Origin of the sequence: Streptomyces sp. NBC_00523, assembly GCF_036346615.1 — a bacterium.
Lineage (GTDB): Bacteria > Actinomycetota > Actinomycetes > Streptomycetales > Streptomycetaceae > Streptomyces.
This window is the reverse complement of the sequence record NZ_CP107836.1, coordinates 1,791,811-1,818,463: the sequence shown is the minus strand read 5'-3', so window position 1 is coordinate 1,818,463 and position 26,653 is coordinate 1,791,811. Positions and strand designations below refer to the sequence as shown.

The window sequence follows — 26,653 nt, the reverse complement described above, 5'->3', positions numbered from 1 at the left end:
GCGTGTGACGTACGTCTTGGCCCGCGCCTCTGGGCGCGACCGCGCCGCGCACCGTAAAATGAGTCTCTATGCAGGGCTGCACATAAGTAGCCACTACCCGGCGGTTTCGTTTTCCCCGCCACCGGGCATGAGCCGTAGACACCGCAGGCAACGACGCCTGCTCTCCGCGTCTCCCGGGCGCCGATCCTCCGACAGCGACCCACTCCACCGTCGTCGACGGTGTCCGCATGTTGGAATGGTTCATCCGCTTTTTGAGAAGCGCCCCATCATGTAATCTGCACGAAATTTCGCAGAGGGCCAACGTCGTCCCTCGGCACTGCATATGCCACGACGACGACGGGAGAGCCGATGCGCACCGACGCCTGGTCGCCCATGGACGGTCGCCCCGCCCCCCAGGGGATGTACGACCCCCGCAACGAGCACGACGCCTGTGGCGTGGGGTTCGTAGCCACTCTGACCGGTGTGCCCGGCCACGAGATGGTCGAGCAGGCTCTGACCGTGCTCCGCAACCTCGAACACCGCGGTGCCACCGGATCGGAGCCCGACTCCGGTGACGGCGCCGGCATCCTGCTCCAGGTCCCGGACACGTTCCTGCGCGCCGAGGTCCCCTTCGCGCTCCCCGAGGCCGGTGGCTACGCCGTCGGCATCGCCTTCCTGCCCGCCGACGACTCCACCGGTGCCGTCCGCGAGCTGGAGAAGATCGCCGGCGAGGAGGGCCTGACGGTCCTCGGCTGGCGCGAGGTCCCGGTCACCCCGGACATCCTCGGCAACGGCGCCCGCGCCACCATGCCCGAGTTCCGCCAGCTCTTCGTGTCGGACGGCGAGAGCACCGGCATCGCCCTGGACCGCAAGGCGTTCCTGCTGCGCAAGCGCGCCGAGCGCGAGGCCGGGGTCTACTTCCCGTCGCTCTCCGCCCGCACCATCGTCTACAAGGGCATGCTCACCACCGGTCAGCTGGAGCCCTTCTTCCCGGACCTCTCCGACCCCCGGTTCGCCACCGCGGTCGCGCTGGTCCACTCGCGCTTCTCGACCAACACCTTCCCGAGCTGGCCGCTCGCCCACCCGTACCGCTTCGTCGCGCACAACGGCGAGATCAACACGGTCAAGGGCAACCGCAACTGGATGAAGGCCCGCGAGTCCCAGCTCGCGTCCGGCCTCTTCGGCGACGCGCCGCTCGACCGGATCTTCCCCGTCTGTACGCCGGACGCCTCCGACTCCGCGTCCTTCGACGAGGTCCTGGAGCTGCTCCACCTCGGCGGCCGCTCGCTGCCGCACTCGGTGCTGATGATGGTCCCCGAGGCGTGGGAGAACCACGACTCGATGGACCCGGCACGCCGCGCGTTCTACCAGTACCACTCCGCGATGATGGAGCCCTGGGACGGCCCGGCCTGCGTCACCTTCACCGACGGCGTCCAGGTCGGCGCGGTCCTCGACCGCAACGGTCTGCGCCCCGGCCGCTACTGGGTCACCGACGACGGCCTCGTCGTGCTGTCCTCCGAGGTCGGCGTCCTGGACATCGACCCGGCCAAGGTCGTCCGCAAGGGCCGCCTGCAGCCCGGCCGCATGTTCCTCGTGGACACCGCCGAGCACCGCATCATCGAGGACGACGAGATCAAGGCGTCCCTCGCCGCCGAGCACCCCTACCAGGAGTGGCTGGAGAGCGGCGAGATCGAGCTGGAGGACCTCCCCGAGCGGGAGCACATCGTCCACACGCACGCCTCCGTCACCCGCCGCCAGCAGACCTTCGGGTACACCGAGGAGGAGCTGCGCGTCATCCTCGCCCCGATGGCCCGCACCGGCGGCGAGCCCCTGGGCTCCATGGGCACCGACTCGCCGATCGCCGCGCTCTCGGCCCGCCCCCGGCTGCTGTTCGACTACTTCACCCAGCTGTTCGCGCAGGTCACCAACCCGCCGCTGGACGCCATCCGCGAGGAGCTCGTCACCTCGCTGCGCTCCGTGCTCGGCCCCTCGGGCAACCTCCTGGAGCCGGGCGCCGCGTCCTGCCGCAGCGTCGCGCTGCCCTTCCCGGTGATCGACAACGACGAGCTGGCCAAGCTCATACACATCAACGCCGACGGCGACATGCCGGGCATGAAGGCCGCCACGCTCTCCGGCCTCTACCGGGTGCACGGCGGCGGCGACGCGCTGGCCGCCCGGATCGAGGAGATCTGCAACGAGGTCGACGCCGCCATCGAGGACGGCGCCCGCCTGATCGTCCTCTCCGACCGGCACTCCGACGCCGAGCACGCGCCGATCCCGTCGCTGCTGCTCACCTCCGCCGTCCACCACCACCTCATCCGCACCAAGCAGCGCACCCAGGTGGGCCTGCTGGTCGAGGCCGGGGACGTCCGCGAGGTCCACCACGTCGCGCTGCTGATCGGTTACGGCGCCGCCGCGGTCAACCCGTACCTGGCCATGGAGTCCGTCGAGGACCTGGTCCGGGCCGGCACCTTCATCGAGGGCATCGAGGCCGAGGACGCCATCCGCAACCTGATCTACGCGCTGGGCAAGGGCGTCCTGAAGGTGATGTCCAAGATGGGCATCTCCACGGTCGCCTCCTACCGCGGCGCCCAGGTCTTCGAGGCGGTCGGCCTCGACCAGTCCTTCGTGGACCGCTACTTCAACGGCACCGCCACCAAGATCGGCGGCGCCGGTCTCGACGTCGTCGCCAAGGAGGTCGCCGCCCGGCACACCAAGGGCTACCCCGCCTCCGGAATCTCCGCCTCGCACCGCGCGCTGGAGATCGGCGGCGAGTACCAGTGGCGCCGCGAGGGCGAGCCTCACCTGTTCGACCCGGAGACGGTCTTCCGCCTCCAGCACGCCACCCGCAACCGCAGGTACGACATCTTCAAGAAGTACACGGACCGGGTGAACGAGCAGTCCGAGCGGCTGATGACGCTCCGCGGCCTGTTCGGCTTCACCTCGGACCGCCCCTCGATCGACATCGAGGAGGTCGAGCCCGTCTCGGAGATCGTCAAGCGCTTCTCCACCGGCGCCATGTCCTACGGCTCCATCTCGCGCGAGGCCCACGAGACCCTCGCCATCGCGATGAACCAGCTGGGCGGCAAGTCCAACACCGGTGAGGGCGGCGAGGACGCCGACCGGCTCTACGACCCGGCCCGCCGCTCGTCCATCAAGCAGGTCGCCTCCGGCCGCTTCGGTGTCACCAGCGAGTACCTGGTCAACGCGGACGACATCCAGATCAAGATGGCCCAGGGCGCCAAGCCCGGCGAGGGCGGCCAGCTGCCCGGCCACAAGGTCTACCCGTGGGTCGCCAAGACCCGGCACTCCACCCCGGGCGTCGGCCTGATCTCCCCGCCGCCGCACCACGACATCTACTCCATCGAGGACCTGGCTCAGCTGATCCACGACCTCAAGAACGCCAACCCGCAGGCCCGCATCCACGTGAAGCTGGTCTCCGAGGTCGGCGTCGGCACCGTCGCGGCGGGCGTCTCCAAGGCGCACGCGGACGTGGTCCTCATCTCCGGCCACGACGGCGGCACGGGCGCGTCCCCGCTCACCAGCCTCAAGCACGCGGGCGGCCCCTGGGAGCTCGGCCTCGCCGAGACCCAGCAGACCCTGCTGCTCAACGGCCTGCGCGACCGCATCGTCGTGCAGACCGACGGCCAGCTCAAGACCGGCCGCGACGTCGTCATCGCCGCGCTGCTCGGCGCCGAGGAGTTCGGTTTCGCGACCGCGCCGCTCGTCGTCTCCGGCTGCGTCATGATGCGCGTCTGCCACCTCGACACCTGCCCCGTCGGCATCGCCACCCAGAACCCGGTGCTGCGCGACCGCTTCTCCGGCAAGGCCGAGTACGTCGTCAACTTCTTCGAGTTCATCGCGCAGGAGGTCCGCGAGCTCCTCGCCGAGCTCGGCTTCCGCACGATCGAGGAGGCCGTCGGCCACGCCGAGCTGCTGGACACCGACCGGGCCGTCACGCACTGGAAGGCGCAGGGCCTGGACCTCGCCCCGCTGTTCTACGTCCCCGAGCTGCCCGAAGGCGCGGTCCGGTACCGGAGCACCGAGCAGGACCACGCCCTCGACAAGGCCCTCGACAACGAGCTGATCAAGCTCGCCGCCGACGCCCTCAAGGCCGACAGCCCCGAGGCCGCCCAGCCGGTCCGCGCGCAGATCGCGATCCGGAACATCAACCGGACCGTCGGCACGATGCTCGGCCACGAGGTCACGAAGAAGTTCGGCGGTGCGGGCCTGCCCCAGGACACCATCGACATCACCTTCACCGGCTCCGCGGGCCAGTCCTTCGGCGCCTTCCTGCCCAGCGGTGTCACCCTGCGCCTGGAGGGCGACGCCAACGACTACGTCGGCAAGGGCCTGTCCGGCGGCCGCGTCGTCGTCCGCCCCGACCGCGGCGCCGACCACCTCGCCGAGTACTCCACGATCGCGGGCAACACCATCGCCTACGGCGCGACCGGCGGCGAACTGTTCCTCCGCGGCCGCACCGGTGAGCGCTTCTGCGTCCGCAACTCCGGCGCCACCGTCGTCTCCGAGGGCGTGGGCGACCACGGCTGCGAGTACATGACCGGCGGCCACGCCGTGGTGCTCGGCGAGACCGGGCGCAACTTCGCGGCCGGCATGTCCGGCGGTGTCGCGTACGTCATCGACCTCAACCGCGACAACGTCAACGCCGGCAACCTCGGCGCGGTCGAGGAGCTGACCGACACCGACAAGCAGTGGCTGCACGACGTCGTGCGCCGCCACCAGGAGGAGACCGGCTCCACCGTCGCCGGGAAGCTCCTCGCCGAGTGGGACACCGCGGTGGCCCGCTTCAGCAAGATCATCCCGTCCACCTACAAGGCAGTGCTCGCCGCCAAGGACGCCGCTGAGCTCGCCGGTCTCTCCGAGCAGGAGACCACCGAGAAGATGATGGAGGCGGCGACCAATGGCTGACCCCAAGGGCTTCCTGACCACCGGCCGCGAGGTCGCGCAGACCCGCCCCGCCGGCGAGCGCGTCAAGGACTGGAACGAGGTCTACGTTCCGGGCTCGCTGCTCCCGATCATCAGCAAGCAGGCCGGCCGCTGCATGGACTGCGGCATCCCGTTCTGCCACAACGGCTGCCCGCTCGGAAACCTCATCCCCGAGTGGAACGACTACGCCTACCGCGAGGACTGGGCCGCCGCCTCCGAGCGGCTGCACGCCACGAACAACTTCCCGGAGTTCACCGGGCGGCTGTGCCCGGCTCCCTGCGAGTCGGCGTGCGTGCTCGGCATCAACCAGCCGGCCGTCACCATCAAGAACGTCGAGGTCTCGATCATCGACAAGGCGTGGGGCAACGGTGACGTGACCCCGCAGCCGCCGGAGCGCCTGTCCGGCAAGACCGTCGCCGTCATCGGCTCCGGTCCGGCCGGCCTCGCCGCCGCCCAGCAGCTCACCCGGGCCGGTCACACGGTCGCCGTCTACGAGCGCGCGGACCGCATCGGGGGCCTCCTCCGGTACGGCATCCCCGAGTTCAAGATGGAGAAGTCGCACATCAACCGCCGCATCGAGCAGATGCGCGCGGAGGGCACCAAGTTCCGCACCGAGACCGAGATCGGCCGCGACATCGACGCCGCGAAGCTGCGCCGCCGCTACGACGCCGTGGTCATCGCCGCCGGTGCCACCGTCTCGCGCGACCTGCCCGTCCCGGGCCGGGAGCTGAACGGCGTGCACTACGCGATGGAGTACCTGCCGCTCGCCAACAAGGTGCAGGAGGGCGACCTGACGGTCTCCCCGATCACCGCCGAGGGCAAGCACGTCGTCGTCATCGGCGGCGGCGACACCGGCGCCGACTGCGTCGGCACCGCGCACCGCCAGGGCGCCCTGTCCGTCACCCAGCTGGAGATCATGCCCCGGCCGGGCGAGGAGCGGAACGCCAACCAGCCCTGGCCGACCTTCCCCATGCTCTACAAGGTCACCTCCGCGCACGAGGAGGGCGGCGAGCGGGTCTACTCCGTCTCGACCACCCACTTCGAGGGCGACGAGGACGGCAACGTCCAGGCCCTCCACCTGGTCGAGGTGGAGTTCAAGGACGGTAAGCTGGAGCAGAAGCCCGGCACCGAGCGGGTCATCCCCGCGCAGCTGGTCACGCTCGCGATGGGCTTCACCGGCACCGACCAGGCCAACGGTCTGGTCCAGCAGTTCGGTCTGGAGCTCGACGAGCGCGGCAACATCGCCCGCGACCAGGACTACGCGACCAACGTCGACGGCGTCTTCGTCGCCGGGGACGCGGGCCGCGGCCAGTCCCTCATCGTGTGGGCCATCGCCGAGGGCCGCTCCGCGGCACGCGGCGTGGACCGCTTCCTGACCGGAGCCAGCGCCCTGCCGGCCCCGATCCGCCCGACGGACCGTGCCCTCACGGTCTGATACGGCACACAGACGTCCCGCACAACGGCGTGCGGAACTGAACGCGGCGCCTGCCCGTCCCCGACCGGACGAATCGGCAGGCGCCGTGGCGCATTCGGAGGCAGGTGACTCAGGCGGTCAGCGCCAGCGCGCAGGTCGCCGCCGCCGTCGCCGTCACCGCGAGGACCAGGCCGGTCAGCGCGAAGCGCCGTACCCCGATCCGCGTCCCCTGGAACCGGCACCGCTCGAACCACAGCAGCGTCGCCAGCGACCCCCACGGGGTGACCAGCGGGCCCGCGTTGACCCCGATCAGCAGGGCCAGCAGCTGATGGTGGTTGTCCGCCGGGACGACCGCCTCGCCCGCCACGTACGCCGGAAGGTTGTTCAGTACGTTGGCGAGCCCCGCGCCCACCCCGGCGGTGCGGAGCATGCCCGCGAGGCCGTCGTCCGAGCCGAGCGCCCGCACCAGCAGCTCGTGCAGCCCGTGCGCGTTGACGGTCTCCACCACCAGGAACATCCCCGGCACCAGGACCAGCAGCCGCCACGGGATCAGTGAGAGCCGCAGCTCCTCGCGCCGCCGCACCGCGTACGCCACCACCACGACGACCATCGCCACCAGCGAGGCCGACCAGAGCGGCACGTCCACCACCAGGATCGCCAGCAGGAACCCGGCACACGCCACCGAGCAGACCCCCAGCAGCACCCGGTCCTCGGGCGAGGGCACCGGCGGCGGGGTGTACGTGTCGGCGCCCCGCCGCCCCCGGCGCCAGTAGAAGACCCACAGGCACAGCGCCGTCATCCCGATCGCGGCCAGCTGCGGCAGCCACATCACGGCGGCCAGACCGGCCGGGGACAGCGCCACCCGGTCCGCCGCCAGCAGATTGGTCAGATTCGACACGGGGAGCAGCAGACTCGCCGTATTGGCCAGCCAGACCGTGGTCATCGCCAGCGGCACCGCCGCGATGCCCACCCGCCCGGCCAGCGCCAGCATCACCGGGGTGAGCAGCACGGCCGTCGTGTCGAGGTTCAGGGTGATCGTGGTCAGCGAGGCGAAGGCCACGCACAGCCCGAACAGCAGCGGATACCGCCCCCGCCCGGCCCGCGCCACCCACGCCGCGACCACGTCGAAGACCTGCGCCCGGCCCGCCAGCTCCGCCAGCACGATCACCGTCGCCAGGAACGCCAGCAGCGGCCCGATGCGCCGCAGCTGGTCCTGCGCGGGCCCGGACGGCAGCAGCCCGGTCGCCGCGAAGACCACTCCGAGCAGGAGCAGCCCGCCGGCCAGCCAGTCCAGGGGATGCAGCCGCCGCACCAGGGCACGCGAGCGCTCCGTGAAGTGATCATTCCGCATGCGCTCATCGTGTCAGACGGAATACCTGACAGAGGATGACGGGATTCTCCGGTTCCATGGGTCCATGACCACCAGCACCTGGACCGACTTCCGTACCGCCGAGCCCGACTTCGCCGACACCGTGCGACGGCGGTTCGCGCCGTACAAGCACCATGTCCTCGCCACCCTCCGCAAGGACGGGTCGCCCCGGCTCACCGGCCTGGAGGTGGACTTCTGGGAGGACGAGCCGCACCTCGGCATGATGCCGAACTCCCGCAAGGCCCTCGACCTGCGCCGCGACCCCCGCTTCTGCGTGCACGCCAACCCCGGGCCCGACGCCGAGATGGCGGACGGGGACGTCCGGATCTCCGGGCGCGCCGTCGAGGTGACCGACCCCGCCGTCCTCGCCCGCTTCATCGGGGAGCGCACCCCGCCCGAGCCCTTCCACCTGTTCCGCGTCGAGCCCACCGAGGTGGTGCGGGTGGGCCTGGAGGGCGGCGACACGCTCGTCATCAGCACCTGGCGTCCCGGCCGCCCGCTGCGCACGATCCGACGGGGCAACGACGACTGACCGACCCTCCTCCCGACATCCGGCGGCGGCTCGTGCTACGGTGGTCGTGTTGCAGTTTTGGTACCCATGAACTTTATGTGCGCCTGACGGGAATGCTTCGTCAGGCGCTTTATTGTTTTCCGGCTTTCTCCGGATGGGGCTCAATGCGGCGACTTGGAATTCGTAAAGTGCGAATTTCCGGCACTGCACCTCCTTAGGAGATCGACATGGCTACTGGAACCGTGAAGTGGTTCAACTCTGAAAAGGGCTTCGGCTTCATCGAGCAGGACGGCGGCGGCGCCGACGTCTTCGCCCACTACTCGAACATCAACGCCCAGGGCTTCCGTGAGCTCGTCGAGGGCCAGAAGGTCAGCTTCGACGTCACGCAGGGCCAGAAGGGCCCGCAGGCGGAGAACATCGTCCCGGCCTAATTTTCGCCGGACGCGTACCTCGCAGCCGGGGCCCGCACCGTCAAGGTGCGGGCCCCGGCTCGTGCTGTCCCAGGAGGACAATCCCGATATGACCCGCTCCGAACGCCAGGACCGTCCCGCTCGCAACCGCCCGTCCAGGGCGCGCGGCACGGACCGGGCACAGGCAACCGCACAGGGTTCCGGCAAGGGAACCGGAAAGGCGTCGCCCCGTCGCAGGGCCACGCCGCCGCAGGGCGAATTCGCGCTGCCCGAGACCATCACCCCCGCACTGCCCGCCGTCGAGGCGTTCGCCGAGCTGGACATGCCCGCAGCCCTGCTGAAGACCCTTGCCGCGCAGGGCGTGACCGAGCCGTTCCCGATCCAGGGCGCCACGCTGCCCAACTCGCTGGCCGGCCGTGACATCCTCGGCCGGGGCCGCACCGGCTCCGGCAAGACCCTCGCCTTCGGGCTCGCGCTGCTGGCCCGCACCGCCGGCCGCCGCGCCGAGCCGAAGGCACCGCTGGCCCTCGTCCTCGTCCCGACCCGCGAGCTCGCCCAGCAGGTCACCGACGCGCTGACCCCGTACGCCACCTCGGTCAACCTGCGCCTGGCCACCGTCGTCGGCGGCATGTCGATCACCCGGCAGTCCGCCACGCTGCGGCGCGGCGCCGAGGTGCTCGTGGCGACCCCGGGCCGGCTCAAGGACCTCATCGAGCGCGGCGACTGCCGCCTGGACCAGGTCGCGATCACGGTCCTGGACGAGGCCGACCAGATGGCCGACATGGGCTTCATGCCCCAGGTCACCGCCCTGCTCAAGCAGGTCGAGGCGGGCGGTCAGCGGATGCTGTTCTCCGCGACCCTGGACAAGAACATCGACCGCCTGGTCAAGATGTTCCTGACCGACCCCGTCGTGCACTCGGTCGACCCGTCCGCCGGTGCGGTCACCACCATGGAGCACCACGTCCTCCATGTCCTGGACGAGACCGACAAGAAGGCCGTCGCGACACGGATCGCCGCCCGCGAGGGCCGCGTGATCATGTTCGTGGACACCAAGCGCGCGGCGGACCGTTTCGCCAAGCGGCTTCTCGCCAGTGGGGTACGCGCTGCCGCGCTGCACGGCGGGCGCTCGCAGCCGCAGCGCAACCGGACCCTGGACCAGTTCAAGAACGGCCAGGTCACGGCCCTCGTCGCGACGAACGTGGCGGCCCGCGGCATCCACGTGGACGACCTCGACCTCGTCGTCAACGTGGACCCGCCCACCGACCACAAGGACTACCTCCACCGGGGCGGCCGCACCGCCCGGGCCGGGGAGTCCGGCAGCGTCGTCACCCTCGTCCTGCCCGACGAGAAGCGCGACATGACCCGTCTGATGCGCGACGCGGGCATCGACCCGCGCACCACGCGCATCCGCTCCAGCGACGAGGAGCTGACCCGCATCACGGGGGCCCGCGAACCGTCCGGAGTCGCGGTGGTCATAGAGGTCCCGCAGCCCACGCAGCCGAAGCCGCGCACCCGGCCGGCAGGTACGGGCACTCGCTCGGGCAGCCGCGGCCGGGGCCGAGGGGCCGGCGCGTCCCGCGGCGCCGGTGCGTCCAGGGGCACCGGCGCCTCCAGGGGCACCGCGCAGCGCAGCCGCCGCGCCGCGTAACACCCCGGGGGCGCTGCCCCCGGACCCCCGCTCCTCAATCGCCGGAGGGGCTTGATTTTGGCGCGCGCGATGACCAGTCACGCCGGAGGGGCTTGATGTGGCCCCTCCGGCGATTGACCGGTCACGTCGTGCAGTCCAGCACCGCGCGGCACAGCGCGCACCGCACCCGTACCCGCCCCCGTACCTGGACCCGGTTGCGCTGATGGCAGACGGGGCACGGGAACGCCACCCGCAATCCGTCCGCCGCCGTTTCGAAGGCGTACGACCCGCCGGGGCCCCCGGACCCGGTCCGCCGGTCCAGTGCGTAGCGCCGCCGCCCCGCCCACCCCGCCGCCGTCAGCGGCGGGCGCGCCGCATCGCGCAGCGCCCGGGCCCGCCCCTCCGTGTACGCGGTGTACGCCTGCGGACTGGTGAACCAGGGCGAGGGGTCCTCGCCGAACACCTGCGCCCGCTCGGCCAGCACGTACCCGAACTCCTCCGGGGTCAGGTACCCCAGCTTCTGGCTGGACGTCGCGTCCTCGCGGAACGCGTCGAGGAGCAGCCACCCCGCCCCCAGGTAGGCCGCCGCCGTGTCGGTCAGGATCTCGTTGTCGCGGGTGCCGGGGAACTCCAGGCCCAGCCGGTGCAGCAGCACATGCGCGACCTCGTGCGACAGCGCCGCTCCGATGTCCCGGCGATGGGTGCGGAAGCGGTCGTTCAGCTCCACGAAGTACTCCGGCCCCGCCGCGAGTTCGACGCTGCCCGCGTGCTCCATCGACCGGAACGCCACGATCACCCGGGCATCCGGCAGCCGGTAGTGGTGCACCATCGCCCGCGCCACCCGCTGCGCGCCCAGGTGCAGATCGTCCACGTCGGCGAACGCGGCGTCGACCGGGGCGAGGCTCGTCGCGAACCGCCGGACGCCGTCGGCCGACAGCCTGCGGTACAGCGCGGTGATCGCCGAGCGGACCGTCTCCAGATGCGGGAATCCGTGCTCGACCGGGCTGCGGCGGGGGCTGTCCGGCACGTCCGTACCCCCGCTCGTCGCCAGGCCCGACTCCTCACCAATGTAGACCGGGAAGAGCGCCCCGGGGTTGTCAGCCGCCGGTCCGGACCGGCAGCCCCGGACCCAGCCGGACGAACGGCGCGCCCGCGCCCTCCGTCTCCAGCACCCACACCTCGTTGACCCCGTCCCGCAGCACAGGACCCGGCACGTACAGCGTGTGCTGCGGGCCCTCCGACCAGTACCGGCCCAGGCAGAATCCGTTCACCCAGACGAACCCCCGCGTCCAGCCCGGGAGTTCGAGCCCCGCGTGGTCCGCCCCGGCCGCCGGCTCGAACGTGCCCCGGTACAGGCCCGTCCCGCCCTCCCCGTCGACCGGCGCGAACGGCACACCCGCGACCGCGCCCGGCTCCTCGAACGCGTCAAGGCGCAGCGCCCGGGCCCGCACCCCGTGCAGATACTGGCGCTCGTGCAGCACGCCCCCGGTGATGCCCTTCGGCTCGCCCAGGCGCGGCCCGTAATTGACCCGGCCCAGCGACTCCACCCACAGCTCCACCTCGGCGGGCCCGGCCACCGGCTCCTCCAGGGTGGCGGCCCCCTCGCTCAGGACGCCCCGGCGCACCCCGTCCACGTACACCACCGCACGGTCCCGCAGTCCGGAGACGCCCAGCGGGTACGGGCGGCGCGGCCCCGGCACGGCGACCCGGTAGCGGACCAGGCCGCGGTCCACCCCCAGCTCCTCGAACGTCGGCGGCACCCCGGACTCCGCCGCCTCCTCGTCGCCCAGCGCCTCCAGCACCGTGTGCAGCGGCGCCCACTCGGTCAGCTCCGCCCGGACCGGGACGGCGAGCCCGGCCGGCTCCGGCGGCAGCGGGGGCAGCGGCCCGTCCGCGTAGGCGGCGAGGACCTTCCGGAACAGCCGGAACTTTTCCGTGGCCCGGCCGTACTCGTCCACCGGCGCGTCGTAGTCGTACGACGTCACCGTCGGCAGCAGCTCCTGGTCCTGGAGCGGGCCGGAACGGTTCGCGCCCGCCCACCCCGCGAAGTTCGTGCCGCCGTGCGCCATGTAGACGTTCACCGACGCCCCGCACTCCAGGACCTCCGCCAGCGCACCGGCCGCCTGCGCCGGATCGCGTACCACCGGCGGCGCGCCCCAGTGCTCGAACCAGCCGCACCAGAACTCCATGCACATCAGCGGACCCGACGCCTGGTGGCGGCGCAGCACCCGGAACGCCTCACGGGCGCCCGAACCGAAGTTGGCGGTGGCGAGCAGCCCGGGCACCGAGCCGCCGGTGAGCATGTGGTCCTCCGGCCCGTCCGAGGTGAACAGCGGCACGCCCACCCCGTACGCGCGCAGCAGCTCCGCCACCCGGCGCAGATACACGCCGTCCGTGCCGTAACTCCCGTACTCGTTCTCCGCCTGCACCATGATCACCGGGCCGCCGCGGTCGATCTCCCGCTCGGCGACCTGCGGCAGCAGCTCCGCGAACCAGGACCGGACCGCGTCGAGATACCCCTCGTCCCGGGTCCGCACCCGGCGGCCGAACCGCCCGGTCACCCACGCGGGCAGACCGCCGTTCTCCCACTCCGCGCAGATGTACGGGCCCGGGCGCACGATCGCCCACAGACCGGCCCGGTGCGCCGCGTCCAGGAAGCGGCCCAGCGCCCCGGTGTCCCGGAAGCGGCCGGGCCGGGGCTCGTGGAGATTCCACGGGACGTACGTCTCCACGCAGTTCAGGCCCATCGCGCGCAGCATCGCGAGCCGGTGGTCCCACTGGCCCTCGTGCACCCGGAAGTAGTGCAGGGCCCCGGACAGCAGCCGTACGGGCTTCCCGTCGATCCGGAAGCCGTCGTCCCCGACGGTGAAGTCAGCCATGGTGCCCGTTCTCCTGATGCGCGGAATGTCTCGGTCCAGCCTCAGCCCTGGCGTGCGGCCGGTCCATGGACAAAGATCTTGGCTGTTTGGACGCGAGTTGCCCGGACCGGGCGAGAGGGAGCCCATGTACCACACCTGGATGCGCTTCTTCACGCCCAGCCCGCTCCACCACCGCCTCGGCCTCGTCTGCCTCGGCGTCGGCCTCCAGCACGGCACCCTGCCGACCGTCGGACCGCGCACCCTGGACCACCATGTGGCCGTGGTCGTGCACGCGGGCAGCGGCTGGTTCGCCGGGCCGGACGGGCGGCGGGTCCCGGTCACCGCGCCCAGCCTCATCTGGCTGACCCCGGGCACCCCGCACCACTACGGCGCCGACCCCGGGACCGGCTGGGACGAGAGCTTCGTGGACTTCACCGGGCCCGCCACCGCCACGTACACCGAGCTCGGCTACATCGAGCCCGACCGCCCCCTGGTCCCCCTCGCCGACACCGCCGCCCCGCGCGCCGCGATCGGCCGGATGGTCCGGGCGGCCCGGCGCGGCAACCCGCTCCTGGAGGTCGAGACGGGGGCCGCCGTGCACGAACTCCTCGTCGCCCTGCGCCGGGCCCGCGCCGACGTCGGCCCCGACGGCGACCCGGTGCTCCAGGCGCTCGCCCGGGACGCCTTCCAGCCGCTGTCCGTCGCCGAGCACGCCGCCCGGCACGGGATGACCTCCGCCGAGCTGCGGACGGCGGTGCGCCGGGGCGCGGGATGCAGCCCGAAGGACTACCTCCTGACCATCCGGCTCGGGCGCGCGAAGGAGCTCCTGGCCACGAGCGACCTGCCGGTCGCGGCCGTCGCCCGCCGCGTCGGCTACGACGATCCGGCCTACTTCTCCCGGCTCTTCGCGCGGCGCGTGGGCATCGCCCCGGTCCGCTTCCGCGAACAGCAGGGGCGTACGGTGCCGGGCGGCTGGAGCGACCGCGTCCCGGACCCCGAACACCCGCCGACGATCACCTCGTAGCCCCGTAAGCTCGCTGCCCATGACCACGAACGACATCGACGCCTCCGTACGCGTCGAACTCGACCGGCTGCGCCAGAGCATCGACAACATCGACGCCGCCGTCGTCCACATGCTGGCCGAACGCTTCAAGTGCACCCAGCAGGTTGGCCACCTCAAGGCCGCCCACCAGCTCCCCCCGGCCGATCCAGCCCGTGAGGCCCGCCAGATCACCCGTCTCCGCGAGCTCGCGGAGAGCGCCCACCTCGACCCGGCCTTCGCGGAGAAGCTGCTCAACTTCATCGTCGCGGAGGTCATCCGCCACCACGAACGCATCGCGGAGGAGTCCGCGAACGGCACGGAGGCGGCCGGGGGGCGCTAGCCTCCCCGGTCGCCTCCGCGCCCGTTCCCGTGCCCGCCGGTCAGGGCGAGATCTCCTCCAGGGGCCGGTTCGCCGTCTCCTCCGCCAGGGTGCCGGCGACCACCGCGCCGAGCACCGCCACCGCGGCGAGCATCACGAAGACCGCGACCACGCTGTCGTTCGCCGCGTAGACGACGCCGACCAGGATCGGGCCGAGGATCACGCCCAGGCGGTTGACCGCGCCGCCGACGCTGCATCCGAGCGCCCGCATCCGGGTCGGGTACAGCTCCGGCGTGTACAGGTACAGGCAGATGTTGGAGCCGAAGAAGCCGACCGCCGACAGCGAGGTCCAGATCAGCACCTGGACGGGAGAGCCGGCGCCGAGCGCGGCCAGGGTGAGCAGCAGGGCGGCCGAGGCGCCGAGGCAGATCGCGAAGATCTTGCGGCGGCCCAGGACGTCCACGGTGAGCGCGACGATCAGGCAGCCGAGCAGTCCGGCGACCGAGGTCACCGTGGAGTAGAGGAGGGCGTCGGAGAGGCCGAGGCCGTACTCGTCCTTGTAGATGCTCGGCAGCCAGGACGTCACGCCGTAGTTCACGAAGTAGCCGGTGAACCAGATCGCGCCGACGACCAGGGTGCGGCGCCGGTAGCGGCCGGTGAACAGGCCGCGCAGGCCGGTCGCGGCCCGTTCCGCTGCGGTGGCCGCGGCGGATGCCTTCTCCGGAGCCCGCACCGCGCCCGGTGCCGGAAGGGGCTGCCCCGTCGCGGCCGCCACCTTCGCCTCGATCCCGGCCATCACCGCTTCCGCCTCCGCGAGCCGGCCCCGGTCCGCGAGCCAGCGCGGGGACTCCGGGACGCGGCGCTGCACGAGGAAGGCCAGCAGGCCGGGGACGGCGGCGACCACGAACATCGTGCGCCAGCCCGCGGCCGGGACGACCCAGGCCGCGACCAGCGCGCCCACGGTGAGCCCGGCCGGGAAGACCAGCTCGTACAACAGGACGAAGCGGCCCCGCTTGAAGCTGCGGGTGATCTCGCTGATGAACGCCGCCGCCACCGGCACCTCCCCGCCGATCGCCAGCCCCTGCACGAACCGGAGCGCCAGGAACGGGGTGAGCGAGGTGCAGGCGGTGAGGGCCAGGCTCACCAGGCCCGATACGGCGATGCAGTACGCGATGACCTTCACCCGGCCGTAGCGGTCGGCCAGCCGCCCCGAGAGCAGGGCGCCGACGAGCATGCCGACCGAGCCGACGGTCAGGACGGCCGTGGCGTCGCCGGTGCTCAGCTGCCACTCGTCCCGGAGTTCGGGCAGGGCGTAGGCGATCAGCAGCTGGTCGAACGCCTCGAAGAAGGTGACCACACCCACGATCAGGCGGACGGTGACGTGCCAGCGGGACGGCGGCAGCCGCTCGAACCGGGCCGCGATGGCGGTGCGGGTGGTACCGGCGGGCGAGGGGCCCGGCGCGGCGTCCTGTGAGATGTCGGTGCTCATCCAGGGTTCCTCCTGCTCCGCGGGGGCCCGGAGCGGTTGGGGGAGCCAGGTGTACGTGTTCGCAGAGGATGCGGTGGACCGAGCGTACGGGTGGGGGAGCGGCACGCGGTGCCCGTGAGGCGGTGACATCGCCCACGAACCTCTGTAAGCACCTAGCTTCTTAGGGCTTAAGTTCTACCGGTCCGGGGGCGGCGGCCGTCAAGGGCTGGGGAGCAAAAGACTTTTTGCCCGGGCTTTTTGTCTAGGGGGGCTTGCGGCCATTTATTTAAGTGCTTAGCTTTTAAGCCCTGAGGTACCGGCTTCGGCCGGACCGGGAACCGATCACGACCGCAGGAGGCCAACCGATGCTTGCCGACGAGGTGTTGGTCGCAGGACAGTGGCGCCAGGGCCGGGGCGCCCCCATCGAGACCACCGACCCGGCCACCGGCCAGGTCATCGCCACCGTGCACGCCGCGTCCCTCGAAGACGTCGAGGAGGCCGCCGCCGCAGCCACCCGGGCCGCCCACGACCCCGCCTGGCGCGAGCTGCCCGCCCACCTCCGCGCCCGGCTGCTGCACCGCGTCGCCGACCTGGTCGAGCAGGACGCCGACCGGCTCTCCGCCCTCCAGACCGCCGACACCGGCAAGTGCCGCACCGAGACCCGGGCCCTCGTCCTCAGCGCCGCCGGCACCTTCCGCTACACCGCCGCCGCCCTGGAGACCGCCGAGGACGCGCTCACCCCGGCCCGCGGCCCGTACGTCACGATGAGCGTCCACGAACCGCTCGGCGTCGTCGGCGCGATCACCCCCTGGAACTCGCCGATCGCCAGCGACGCCCAGAAGCTCGCCCCCGCCCTCGCCGCCGGCAACGCCGTCCTCCTCAAGCCCGCCGAGTGGACCCCGCTCGTCGCCCTCGCGCTCGGCCGCCTGGTCCACCGGGCCCTCACCGAGGCCGGACTGCCGACCGCCCTGCTCTCCGTCCTGCCGGGCCGCGGCAGCGTCATCGGCGACGCCATCGTCCGCCACCCCGCCGTCGCCAAGGTCACCTTCACCGGCGGTACGGAGACCGGCCGCACCCTCGCCCACGCCGCCGCCGACAAGCTGATGCCGGTCTCCCTCGAACTCGGCGGCAAGTCCCCGACGATCGTGCTGGAGGACGCCGACCTCGAACAGGCCCTCGCCGGCGTCATGTACGGGATCTTCTCCTCCAGCGGCCAGAGCTGCATCGCCGGCTCCCGCCTCTTCGTGCACCGCTCCCGCTACGAGGAGTTCCTCGGCGAACTCGTCGCCCGTACGGAGAAACTGCGCGTCGGCCCCGGCACCGACCCGGACACCCAGGTCGCCCCGCTGGTCCACCACCGCCACCGCGACAGCGTCGCCGCCTACGTCGACCTGGCCCGCGCGGAGGGCGCCACCGTCCGCTGCGGGGGAGCGGCCCCCGAGGGCGAGCGCTACCGGGACGGCGCCTACTACCTGCCCACCGTCCTGGACGGCCTGCCGAACACGGCCCGGGTCTGCCGCGAGGAGATCTTCGGACCGGTCCTGGTCGCCCTGCCCTTCGAGGACGAGGACGACCTCGTCGCCCAGGCCAACGACAGCGTCTACGGGCTGGCCTGCGGCATCTGGACCCGCGACCACGCCCGCGCCTGGCGCCTCGCCCGCCGCATCGACGCGGGCACCGTCTGGATCAACACGTACAAGCAGTTCAGCATCTCCACCCCGTTCGGCGGGCTGAAGGACAGCGGCATCGGCACCGAGAAGGGCCGCGACCTCATCCGCGGCTACCAACGGCAGAAGTCCCTCTACTGGGCCACCGACACCACCCCGCTGCCCTGGGCCGCCGCCCACTGACACCGCACGCGCCCCACCCAACCGAGCGGGAGGACACCATGCCCCACGACCACCCCCACGACCGGCCGATCGCCCGGCTCCGCGCCCTGCGCTCCGTCGAACTCCACACGCCCGCCCTCACCGAGTCCGCCGACTTCTACGCCGAGGTCTGGGGCCTGGAACCCGTCGAACGCGACACCGACGCCACCTGGCTGCGCGGCACCGGCGAGGAACACCACGTCCTGCACCTCACCCGCGCCGAGCGCAACGGCCTCGGCCGCATCAGCTTCGCCGTCGCCACCCCCGCCGAGATCGACGAGGCCGCCCGCCGCCTCCTCGCCCGCGGCATCGTCCCCGCCGCCGGACCCGGCCCGCTCGACCAGGTCGGCGGCGGCTACGGACTCCGCTTCACCGACCCCGAGGGCCGGCTGATCGAACTCAGCGCCCAGACCCACGCGGTCACCCCGCGCGGCCGGGACGGCGCCGTCCCCGTCGGCGTCACCCACACCGTCCTCAACACCACGGACATCGACGCCGCCGTCGCCTTCTACACCTCCGTGCTCGGACTCCGCGTCTCCGACTGGTCCGAGCACCAGATGGCCTTCCTGCGCTGCAACGCCGACCACCACTGCATCGCTTTCAACCAGGCCGAGTGGGCCTCCCTCAACCACGTCGCCTACGAGATGCCGTCCGTCGACCACTTCATGCGCGGCCTAGGCCGGCTCCGCCACCACGGCATCACCCCCCAGTGGGGCCCCGGCCGGCACGGCCCCGGCAACAACACCTTCTCCTACTTCACCGACCCGGCCGGACTCGTCTGCGAATACACCTCCGAGGTCGCCCAGATCGTGGAGGACGCCTGGATCGCCAAGGTCTGGCGCCGCACCCCCGACCTCTCCGACCTCTGGGGCACCGCCGGACCCCCGTCCCCCGCCATCCGCCGCCACATGGCAGGCACCCCCGACCCCGGCCCCCTCGCCACCACACCGGCAGAGGTGACCGCATGACCGCCGTCCTCACCCCCCGCCCGGACACCCCCGCCCGCCCCGGCCCCACCGTGCGCCGCGTCGGCCTCGTCGGCTGGGGCGCCATCGGACGCGTCGTCGGCACCGCCCTCGCCGAGGGCCGGATCCCCGGCGCCGAACTCACCTGCGTCATCGACAACCGGCCCCTCGTGGACGCCCCCGCACCCCAGCTGTCCTTCGAGGACGCCCTCGCCGTCTGCGACCTCGTGGTCGAGGCCGCCGGCCAGGCCGTCGTACGGGAATGGGCCGAGCGCGTCCTCACCAGCGGCGCCGACCTCCTCATCGCCTCCACCGGCGCCCTGGTCGACCCCGAGCTCACCGCCCGGCTGCGCGCCGCCGGACCCGGCCGCGTCTACTTCACCGGGGGCGCCGTCGGCGGGCTCGACCTCCTCCAGGCCGTGCGCGGACTCGGCCCCCTCACCTCCGTCACCCTCACCACCACCAAGCTCCCCGCCACCCTCCACCAGCCCTGGATGGACGAGGAGCTGACGGACCGGCTGCGCACCACCACCGAACCCGTCGAGGTGATGCGCGGCACCGCCCGCGACGTCCCGGTGAAGTTCCCCAAGTCGACCAACGTCGCCGCCTCGGTCGCCCTCGCCACCGGCGACCCGGACCTGGTCGAGGTCGTCGTCGTCGCGGACCCGGCCGCCACCCTCACCCGGCACGTCATCGAGGCGGCGGGCCCGCACGGCAGCTACCGCTTCGAGGTCGCCCACCGGCCCGACGCCGCCAACCCCGCCACCAGCCAGGTCGTCCCGCACGCCGTGCTCCGCAGCCTCGGCGCCGTCGTCGGACGGGCGGGGCAGATCCTGTGACCGCCCCGACGCTCACCGCCGGGGCCGTCCACACCCGCGAGGCCGGCGACCCCGACGCCCCGCTCCTGCTCTGCCTCCACGGCATCGGCTCCTCCTCCGCCGCCTTCACCCCCCAGCTCGACGGCCTCGCCGACCAGGTACGGGTCGTCGCCTGGGACGCCCCCGGCTACGCGGACTCCGCCGACCCGGACCACGCCCCCGGCCTCGACGGCTACGCCGACACCGCCGCCGCCCTCATCCGCGAACGCGGCGGCCCCGCCCACGTCCTCGGCGTCTCCTGGGGCGGCGTCATCGCCCTGCGCCTCGCCACCCGCCACCCCGACCTCGTCGCCTCCCTGATCGTCGCCGACTCCAGCCGGGGGTCCGGCACCGACCCGGACAAGGCGAAGGCCATGCGCGGGCGCGCCGGACAGCTCGCCGCCCAGGGGCCCGAGGCGTTCGCCGCCGCCCGGGGGCCCCGGCTCGTCTCGGACGGCGCGTCCCCCGACCTCGTCGCCCGCGTCGTCGCCACCATGGCCGGCTCCGTTCGCAGCCCCGGCTACGGCTACGCCGCCGAGGCCATGGCGGACGCCGACCTCACCGACGACCTGCCCGCCATCACCGCCCCGGCCCTCGTGCTCTGCGGTGAACAGGACACGGTCACCGGCACCGACGAGTCCCAGGCCATCGCCGGGGGCCTGGCGAAATCCGTCTACGTCACCCTCTCCGGCGCCGGACACCTCGCCAACCAGGAACGCCCCGAGGCGTTCAACGCCTGGGTCCGCGCCCACCTCCACGTCGTCGCCCGCGTACCCGCGTAACGACGCACCCCCACCCACCCCGACACACGAGGAGCACCCCGTGCCCATCGACAAGACCCCGTACGAGAACAACGGCGACCTCGCGAAGTTCACCGACTCCCTCATCGCCACCAAGGACTCCCGCGAACCCGACTGGAACACCCTCTCCTTCCAGGAGAAGGCCGGCGCCCAGTACCGCCGCGCCCAGATCCGGTACGTCGGCTCCGGCGCCACCGGCAACCACGAGGGCGACAACCGCATCCTGCCCTCGGGCGGCTTCACCCTCTCCAACATGCTGCTCCCGCCGGGCGCCGAGGGCCCCGAGCACACCCACCACGACGTGGAGGAGGCGTTCTTCGTCCTGGAGGGGCAGGTCAGGGTCGGCATCCACCGGGGCGCCGACGAGACCGAATACCGCACCCTCGGCTACCGGGACATGATCGTCGTCCCCGCCGGAGTGGCCCGCTCCCTGAAGAACGAGGGCGACACCGACGCCCTGTTCTGCGTCATCATCGGCACGCAGAAGCCGCAGGTGCCGACCTACCCCGAGCACTCGCCGATGCACGGCGTCACCCGCGACTGATGGCCGCCGACGACACCCCCCGCACGGTCGTCGTCACCGGCGCCGGCCGCGGCCTCGGACTGGCCGCGGCCCGCCGGCTCGGCGGCGACGGACACCGCGTCGTCATCGCCGAACTGGACGAGGCCACCGGCCGGCAGGCGGCCGGGACCCTGCGCGCCGACGGCATCACCGCGGACTACCACCCGCTCGACGTCGCCGACCCGGACTCCGTCGCCGCCCTCGCCGACACCCTCGCCCGCGACGGCAGCCGGCTGTACGGGCTGGTCAACAACGCCGGACTGGCCAACGCGGTGGGCGGCAAGCCGTTCCACGAGATCGACGTCGAGGCGTGGGACCGCATCATGACGGTCAACGCGCGCGGGCCGTGGCTCGTCGCCCGCGCCCTCCTCCCGCTCATGCGGGACCACGGCGCCGGACGCATCGTCAACCTCGCCTCGGACGCCGCGCTCTACGGATCACCCCGGCTCGCCCACTACATCGCGTCCAAAGGCGCCGTGATCTCCCTGACCCGGGCGATGGCCCGCGAGACCGGCGACCACGGCATCACCGTCAACGCGGTGGCGCCCGGCCTCACGGAGGGGGAGTCCGCCGTGGACATCCCCGCCGAACGCCACGAGCTGTACCGGCTGAACCGGGCGATCTCCCGCCCCCAGCAACCGTCCGACCTGGTCGGCCTCATCGCCTTCCTCATCGGCGAGGAATCCGGCTACATCACCGGTCAGACGTTCGCCGTGAACGGCGGCTTCACGATGCAGTAGCCCTGCGGACAGCCGCGCCCATCTCAAGCCCGTCCGGCGATTGAGGACACCGCCCCACCGCCCGCACCACCCGCAAGGAGCCCGCACCCATGGACCTCCAGCTGAAAGGCCACCGCCTCCTCGTCACCGGCGGCAGCTCCGGCGTCGGACTCGCCACCGTCCGCGCGCTCCTCGCGGAGGGCGCCCGCGTCGCCACCTGCGGCCGCCGCCCCGACACCCTCGCCGCCGCCCTCGACGGCCTCGCCGGACCCGACACGCTGTACCACGCCCCCTGCGACGTCACCGACGAGGCCGCCGTACGCGCCTTCACCGACGCCGCCGCCGACCACCTCGGCGGACTCGACGGCCTCGTCAACAACGCCGGCGCCTCCCGGATGAAACCCTTCGCCGAGACCACCGCCGCCGACTGGCGCGAGGAACTGGAGCTCAAGTTCTTCGGCGTCCTCAACCCGCTGAACGCCGCCCTGCCCCACCTCCGCGCCTCCGGCGCCGCCCGCGGCGCCTCCGTCGTCAACATCAACGCGGTCCTCGCCAAACAGCCCGAGACCCGGCTGATGACCACCAGCGCCGCCCGCGCCGGCATCCTCAACCTCTCCACCTCGCTGTCCAAGGAACTGGCCCCCGACGGCATCCGCGTCAACTCCGTCTGCCTCGGCCTCATCGACACCGGGCAGTGGGAACGCCGGTACGCCGCCTCCGGCTCCCCGCTGGACTACCCCGCCTGGCAGGCGGAACTCGCCGCCGACCGCGGCATCGCCCTCGGCCGCCTCGGCAACGCCGACGAAGTCGCGTACGCCGTCACCACCCTCCTCTCACCCCGCGCCTCGTACATCACCGGCACCACCGTCGACGTCTGCGGCGGCGTCAACCGCGCCGTCGCGTAACCCCATCCGCCACCCCTCACCAGGAGCACCCGACATGACCCGACCCAACGGCGGCGACCTGCTCGTCGAGACGCTACGAGGACTGGGCGTCGACACGGTGTTCGGCATCGTCAGCGTGCACAACCTGCCGCTCGTCGAAGCCGTCGACCGCGACCTGCGCTTCGTCCCGGTCCGCCACGAGGCCGCCGCGGTCAACGCCGCCGACGGCTACGCCCGCGCCACCGGCCGGCTCGGCTGCGCCCTCACCAGCACCGGTACGGGGGCGGGCAACGCGGCCGGTTCCCTCATCGAGTCCCTCAGCTCCGGCACCCCCGTCCTCCATGTCACCGGGCAGATCGACAGCGCGTACCTCGGCTCCGGGCGCGGCTTCATCCACGAGACCAAGGACCAGCTCGGCATGCTCCGCGCGGTCTCCGCGCACGCCGTCACCGTCACCGACGCCGAGAGCGCCGGGGACCTCCTGCGCGAGGCCGCCGCCCGCGCCCTGACCGCCCCGCACGGCCCGGTCAGCGTCGAGTGGCCCATCGACCTCCAGTTCGCCCCCCAGCGGCTCACCGGCACCCCCGTCCCCGTCCCCGCGCCCGCCGCCCCCGCCCTGCCCGACGCGGCGCTCCTGGACGAGGCGGCCGCCCTGCTGTCCGCCGCCCGCCGCCCCCTCCTCTGGGCCGGCGGCGGCGCCAACACCGCCCGCCCCGAGGTCGCGGCCCTCCTCGACGCCCTGAACGCCGGGCTCGTCACCTCCAACTCCGGGCGCGGCGCGGTCCCCGAGTCCGACGAGCGGGTCCTCGGCAACTACGCCACCGCCCCGGCCGGCCGCGCCCTGCTCGCCGAAGCCGACGTGCTGCTCACCATCGGCACCCACTTCCGCTCCAACGAGACCGCCGACTACGCCCTCGAACTCCCCGCCACGCACCTCCAGATCGACCTGGACCCGGCCGCCCTGGCCCGCGTCTACCCGGCGACCGTCGCCCTCCACGGCGACGCCTCCGCCGTACTCGCCGCCCTCCTCGGCCGCGTCACCAGCGGCAGTACGGAGAAGAGCTGGCCCGGCCGCGTACGCGAGGCCCGTACCGCCGCCCGTGCCGCGCAGCGCCACGCCATCGGCCCGCAGGCCGCGATCAACGACGCGATACGCGACGCCTGCCCGCCCGGGTCCGTCATCGCCCGGGACGTCACCATCCCGTCCTCCACCTGGGGAAACCGGCTCCTGGAGATCACCGACCCGGCCACCAACGTCTTCCCGCGCGGCGGCGGCATCGGCCAGGGGCTCGCCATGGGCATCGGCGCCGCCCTCGGCCGCCCCGGCACCCCCACCGTCGTCATCGCCGGCGACGGCGGCCTCGCCGTCCACCTCGGCGAACTCCTCACCCTCGCCCAGGAGAAGCCCGACCTCACCCTCCTCGTCTTCAACGACGGCGGCTACGGCGTCCTGCGCAACATGCAGGACAACCACTTCCCCCGCCGCTCCGGCGTCGACCTCGCCACCCCCGACTTCGCCCTCCTCGCCGCCGCCACCGGCCTCCCGTACGCCCGGATCGCCGCCGAGGCCGACGCCGGACCCGTCATCAAGGAAGCCACCACGACCCCGGGTCCCACCCTCGTGGAGATCGACCTCACCGCACTCGGCCCGATGAACACCCCGTTCACCCCGCCCGTCAAACTTCCCGCCGCCGCCACCGACACCCCCGCAGAAGGAGGCAACCCGTCATGACACCCGCCGAGGAGCCCCGGCTCGACCTGCTCGTCCACCGCATGACGTGGGAGGCCGACGGAGTCCTGAGCATCGAACTCACCCACCCCGACGGCAAGCCCCTCCCCGCCTGGCGGCCCGGCGCCCACATCGACGTCCACACCGGCGGTCACGTCCGCCAGTACTCGCTGTGCTCCGACCCCGGCGACACCACCCGCTGGCGCATCGGCGTCCTGCGCGAACCCGCGTCCCGCGGCGGCTCCGCCCACATCCACAGCGAACTCCGCCCCGGCCGGACCGTCCACGTCCAGGGCCCCCGCAACCACTTCGCGCTCGACCCCGACGCCCCCGGCTACCTCTTCGTCGCCGGCGGCATCGGCATCACCCCGCTCCTGGCCATGGCCCGCGAGGCCACCCGCACCCGCACCCCCTGGCGGCTCGTCCACGGCGGCCGCACCCGCGCCTCCATGGCCTTCACCGCCGAACTCACCGCGCTCGCCGGACAGCCTGGTGGCAGCGTCGAGTTCATCCCCCAGGACGAACAGGGCCACCCCGACCTGGACACCCTGCTCGACGGCCTCGCACCCGGCACCCAGGTCTACTGCTGCGGCCCCGAACCCCTGCTCGCCGCCGTCGAGGAACGCTGCCCCGACGCCCGTACCGAACGCTTCGCCGCACCCGCCGCCGCACCCCGCGACGGCGAGGACACCGGCTTCGACCTCGTCTGCTCCCGCACCGGCCGCACCGTCGAGGTCGCCCCCGGCACCTCCGCCCTCGCCGCCCTGGAGAACGCCGGGATCCCCGTCGCCTCCTCCTGCCGCGACGGCATCTGCGGCACCTGCGAGACCAAGGTCCTCGAAGGCACCCCCGACCACCGTGACTTCCTCCTCAGCGAGGGCGAACGCGCGGCCGGCGCCTCGATGATGCTCTGCGTCTCCCGCTCCCGCACCCCCCGCCTCGTACTCGACCTCTGACCCGCCCGAAGGGAGCCGACATGACCGGCCCGCAGTACCTCGACCCGCACCAGGCCCGCACCGCCGAGCCCACCCCGTACGAGAAGAAGCTCGCCGCCGTGATCGAGGAGGTCTTCGGCGGCGGGGCCCACGACCTGCCCGGACTCGTCGCCGGACTCAACGCCCGCGACCTGCCCGCCCCCGACGGCAGCCCCTGGACCGAGGACACCTTCCGCGCCGAGATGCGCCGACTGGGAGCGTGAGACAGCCATGACCACCGCCACCACCCGCCCCTCCGAGGTCGCCCGCCCCGGCGACCGCACCGCCGACCGCCTCTTCGCCACCGGCATCCGCAACCAGTGGTACGCCGTCTGCCCCTCGGACTTCGTGCCCGCGGGCGGCATGAAACGGCTCACCCTCCTCGGCGAGGAATGGCTCCTCTTCCGCCGCGCCGACGGCACCCTCCACATGCTGGAGGACCGCTGCCCCCACCGCGGCGCCCGCCTCTCCCTCGGCAAACACCTCGGCGACCGCATCGCCTGCTGGTACCACGGCGTCCAGGTCGACGGCACCGGCACCGTCGCCGCCGTCCCCGGCCTCCCCGGCTGCAACCTGGAGGGCAAGCAGCTCGTCGCCGCCCCCCACCTCATCGAGACCGGCGGCGCGGTCCTCGCCTACTTCGGCGACCACGCCCACGCCGAACCCGTCCCGCTCACCCTGCCCGAACCCCTCACCGACCCCGGCACCTCGGCGTTCCTCTGCTACGCCGAGTGGAACGTCAACTGGCGCTACGCCGTGGAGAACCTGCTCGACCCCATGCACGGCTCGTTCCTCCACCGCGACTCGCACAGCATGGCCGAGGGCCAGACCACCGCCCGCTTCCGCATCCGCGAGACCGAACGCGGCTTCTTCTTCGAGAAGACCGACCAGAGCGGGGTCAACTTCGACTGGGTCGAGCTCTGCCGCACCGGCGTCGACTGGGTCGACCTCACCATCCCCTACCCGCCGACCGCGGGCCCCGGCGGACCCTTCGGCATCGTCGGCATGGCCACCCCCATCGACGAGGACCGCTGCGCCGTCTTCTTCTGGCGCTACCGCAAGGTCACCGACTGGCAGCGCGACACCTGGCGCTTCCTCTACAAGACGCTCCTGGAGGACCGCCACTGGGAGGTCCTCGAACAGGACCGCGTCATGCTGGAGGACCTGCGCGCCGACGCCGACCAGGCGGAGAACCTCTACCAGCACGACCTGGGCGTGGTCCGCGTCCGCCGCATGTACCGCACGGAGGCGGAGTCTCAGGCGGCGACGGCCTGAACAACGTCCTCAATCGCCGGCCACCCCAAGCCCGTCCGGCGATTGAGGACATCCCCGCACCGGGATCCCGGTGCCC

At 72.7% G+C, this 26,653-nt stretch carries 22 protein-coding genes; 18 read left to right on the top strand and 4 right to left on the bottom strand.

Annotated elements, in window-relative coordinates:
- Positions 1-348 precede the first annotated feature (348 nt).
- Together gltB and OHS17_RS08185 are read left to right on the top strand one after the other, a co-directional pair.
- Positions 349-4,908 carry a glutamate synthase large subunit gene (gene gltB / locus OHS17_RS08190; RefSeq protein WP_330311628.1) on the top strand — a complete coding sequence of 1,520 codons (4,560 nt, stop codon included), beginning with the start codon at positions 349-351 and terminating at the stop codon, positions 4,906-4,908.
- Positions 4,901-6,361 carry a glutamate synthase subunit beta gene (locus OHS17_RS08185; protein ID WP_073968249.1) on the top strand — a complete coding sequence of 487 codons (1,461 nt, stop codon included), beginning with the start codon at positions 4,901-4,903 and terminating at the stop codon, positions 6,359-6,361. The genes gltB and OHS17_RS08185 overlap by 8 nt, the downstream gene beginning before the upstream one ends.
- A 109-nt stretch (positions 6,362-6,470) precedes the next feature.
- On the opposite strand, the gene OHS17_RS08180 is transcribed toward OHS17_RS08185, so the two are convergent.
- Positions 6,471-7,691: an SLC13 family permease gene (locus OHS17_RS08180; RefSeq protein WP_330311627.1), complete on the bottom strand. Its 1,221-nt coding sequence runs from the start codon at positions 7,689-7,691 to the stop codon at positions 6,471-6,473.
- Positions 7,692-7,755: 64 nt separating this feature from the next.
- On the opposite strand from OHS17_RS08180, the gene OHS17_RS08175 reads away from it, so the two are divergent.
- From OHS17_RS08175 to OHS17_RS08165, 3 genes are all read left to right on the top strand, one after another.
- Entirely contained in the window at positions 7,756-8,241 is a 486-nt protein-coding gene (locus OHS17_RS08175) for a pyridoxamine 5'-phosphate oxidase family protein (RefSeq protein ID WP_018104518.1), read from the top strand.
- 206 nt (positions 8,242-8,447) lie between these two features.
- Positions 8,448-8,651, top strand: coding sequence for a cold-shock protein (locus OHS17_RS08170; protein ID WP_018104519.1), 204 nt, complete (start codon positions 8,448-8,450; stop codon positions 8,649-8,651).
- An 88-nt stretch (positions 8,652-8,739) separates the two neighbouring features.
- Positions 8,740-10,278: a DEAD/DEAH box helicase gene (locus tag OHS17_RS08165; protein ID WP_330311626.1), complete on the top strand. Its 1,539-nt coding sequence runs from the start codon at positions 8,740-8,742 to the stop codon at positions 10,276-10,278.
- A 121-nt stretch (positions 10,279-10,399) separates the two neighbouring features.
- Here OHS17_RS08165 and OHS17_RS08160 read toward each other — a convergent pair whose 3' ends face one another.
- Positions 10,400-11,284, bottom strand: a complete 885-nt coding sequence (locus OHS17_RS08160) for a hypothetical protein (protein WP_330311625.1) — start codon at positions 11,282-11,284, stop codon at positions 10,400-10,402.
- A 70-nt stretch (positions 11,285-11,354) separates the two neighbouring features.
- Positions 11,355-13,136, bottom strand: coding sequence for a glycoside hydrolase family 35 protein (locus OHS17_RS08155; RefSeq protein ID WP_330311624.1), 1,782 nt, complete (start codon positions 13,134-13,136; stop codon positions 11,355-11,357).
- A 124-nt stretch (positions 13,137-13,260) separates the two neighbouring features.
- On the opposite strand from OHS17_RS08155, the gene OHS17_RS08150 reads away from it, so the two are divergent.
- Positions 13,261-14,139: a helix-turn-helix domain-containing protein gene (locus OHS17_RS08150; protein ID WP_330311623.1), complete on the top strand. Its 879-nt coding sequence runs from the start codon at positions 13,261-13,263 to the stop codon at positions 14,137-14,139.
- Positions 14,140-14,158: 19 nt separating this feature from the next.
- The gene (locus tag OHS17_RS08145; RefSeq protein WP_330311622.1) at positions 14,159-14,497 is read left to right on the top strand and encodes a chorismate mutase; all 339 of its coding nucleotides are present in this window, start codon (positions 14,159-14,161) and stop codon (positions 14,495-14,497) included.
- 40 nt (positions 14,498-14,537) lie between these two features.
- On the opposite strand, the gene OHS17_RS08140 is transcribed toward OHS17_RS08145, so the two are convergent.
- The gene (locus OHS17_RS08140; RefSeq protein WP_330311621.1) at positions 14,538-15,965 is read right to left on the bottom strand and encodes an MFS transporter; all 1,428 of its coding nucleotides are present in this window, start codon (positions 15,963-15,965) and stop codon (positions 14,538-14,540) included.
- Between the two features lie 344 nt (positions 15,966-16,309).
- Between OHS17_RS08140 and OHS17_RS08135 the strand changes: the two genes are divergently transcribed.
- The 11 genes from OHS17_RS08135 (at position 16,310) to OHS17_RS08085 (ending at position 26,577) form a co-directional block, all read left to right on the top strand.
- Positions 16,310-17,794 (top strand): aldehyde dehydrogenase, encoded by a 1,485-nt coding sequence (locus tag OHS17_RS08135; protein WP_330311620.1) that lies wholly within the window; start codon positions 16,310-16,312, stop codon positions 17,792-17,794.
- 38 nt (positions 17,795-17,832) lie between these two features.
- The gene (locus OHS17_RS08130; protein WP_330311619.1) at positions 17,833-18,780 is read left to right on the top strand and encodes a VOC family protein; all 948 of its coding nucleotides are present in this window, start codon (positions 17,833-17,835) and stop codon (positions 18,778-18,780) included.
- Positions 18,777-19,616 (top strand): aspartate dehydrogenase domain-containing protein, encoded by an 840-nt coding sequence (locus OHS17_RS08125; RefSeq protein ID WP_330311618.1) that lies wholly within the window; start codon positions 18,777-18,779, stop codon positions 19,614-19,616. The genes OHS17_RS08130 and OHS17_RS08125 overlap by 4 nt, the downstream gene beginning before the upstream one ends.
- Positions 19,613-20,416 carry an alpha/beta fold hydrolase gene (locus OHS17_RS08120; RefSeq protein WP_330311617.1) on the top strand — a complete coding sequence of 268 codons (804 nt, stop codon included), beginning with the start codon at positions 19,613-19,615 and terminating at the stop codon, positions 20,414-20,416. Before OHS17_RS08125 ends, OHS17_RS08120 begins: the two co-directional genes overlap by 4 nt.
- 40 nt (positions 20,417-20,456) lie before the next feature.
- Positions 20,457-20,978: a cupin domain-containing protein gene (locus tag OHS17_RS08115; protein ID WP_018104530.1), complete on the top strand. Its 522-nt coding sequence runs from the start codon at positions 20,457-20,459 to the stop codon at positions 20,976-20,978.
- Positions 20,978-21,736 carry an SDR family oxidoreductase gene (locus OHS17_RS08110; protein WP_330311616.1) on the top strand — a complete coding sequence of 253 codons (759 nt, stop codon included), beginning with the start codon at positions 20,978-20,980 and terminating at the stop codon, positions 21,734-21,736. The genes OHS17_RS08115 and OHS17_RS08110 overlap by 1 nt, the downstream gene beginning before the upstream one ends.
- A gap of 89 nt (positions 21,737-21,825) precedes the next feature.
- Positions 21,826-22,620, top strand: a complete 795-nt coding sequence (locus OHS17_RS08105; protein WP_330311615.1) for an SDR family oxidoreductase — start codon at positions 21,826-21,828, stop codon at positions 22,618-22,620.
- Positions 22,621-22,654: 34 nt separating this feature from the next.
- Positions 22,655-24,331, top strand: coding sequence for a thiamine pyrophosphate-binding protein (locus OHS17_RS08100; RefSeq protein ID WP_330311614.1), 1,677 nt, complete (start codon positions 22,655-22,657; stop codon positions 24,329-24,331).
- Complete coding sequence (locus OHS17_RS08095) at positions 24,328-25,284, top strand: PDR/VanB family oxidoreductase (RefSeq protein ID WP_330311613.1); 957 nt, start codon at positions 24,328-24,330, stop codon at positions 25,282-25,284. Before OHS17_RS08100 ends, OHS17_RS08095 begins: the two co-directional genes overlap by 4 nt.
- Before the next feature lie 20 nt (positions 25,285-25,304).
- Entirely contained in the window at positions 25,305-25,526 is a 222-nt protein-coding gene (locus OHS17_RS08090; protein WP_018104535.1) for a recombinase-like helix-turn-helix domain-containing protein, read from the top strand.
- Between the two features lie 7 nt (positions 25,527-25,533).
- The gene (locus OHS17_RS08085; RefSeq protein WP_330311612.1) at positions 25,534-26,577 is read left to right on the top strand and encodes an aromatic ring-hydroxylating dioxygenase subunit alpha; all 1,044 of its coding nucleotides are present in this window, start codon (positions 25,534-25,536) and stop codon (positions 26,575-26,577) included.
- The last annotated feature ends 76 nt before the right edge of the window (positions 26,578-26,653 follow it).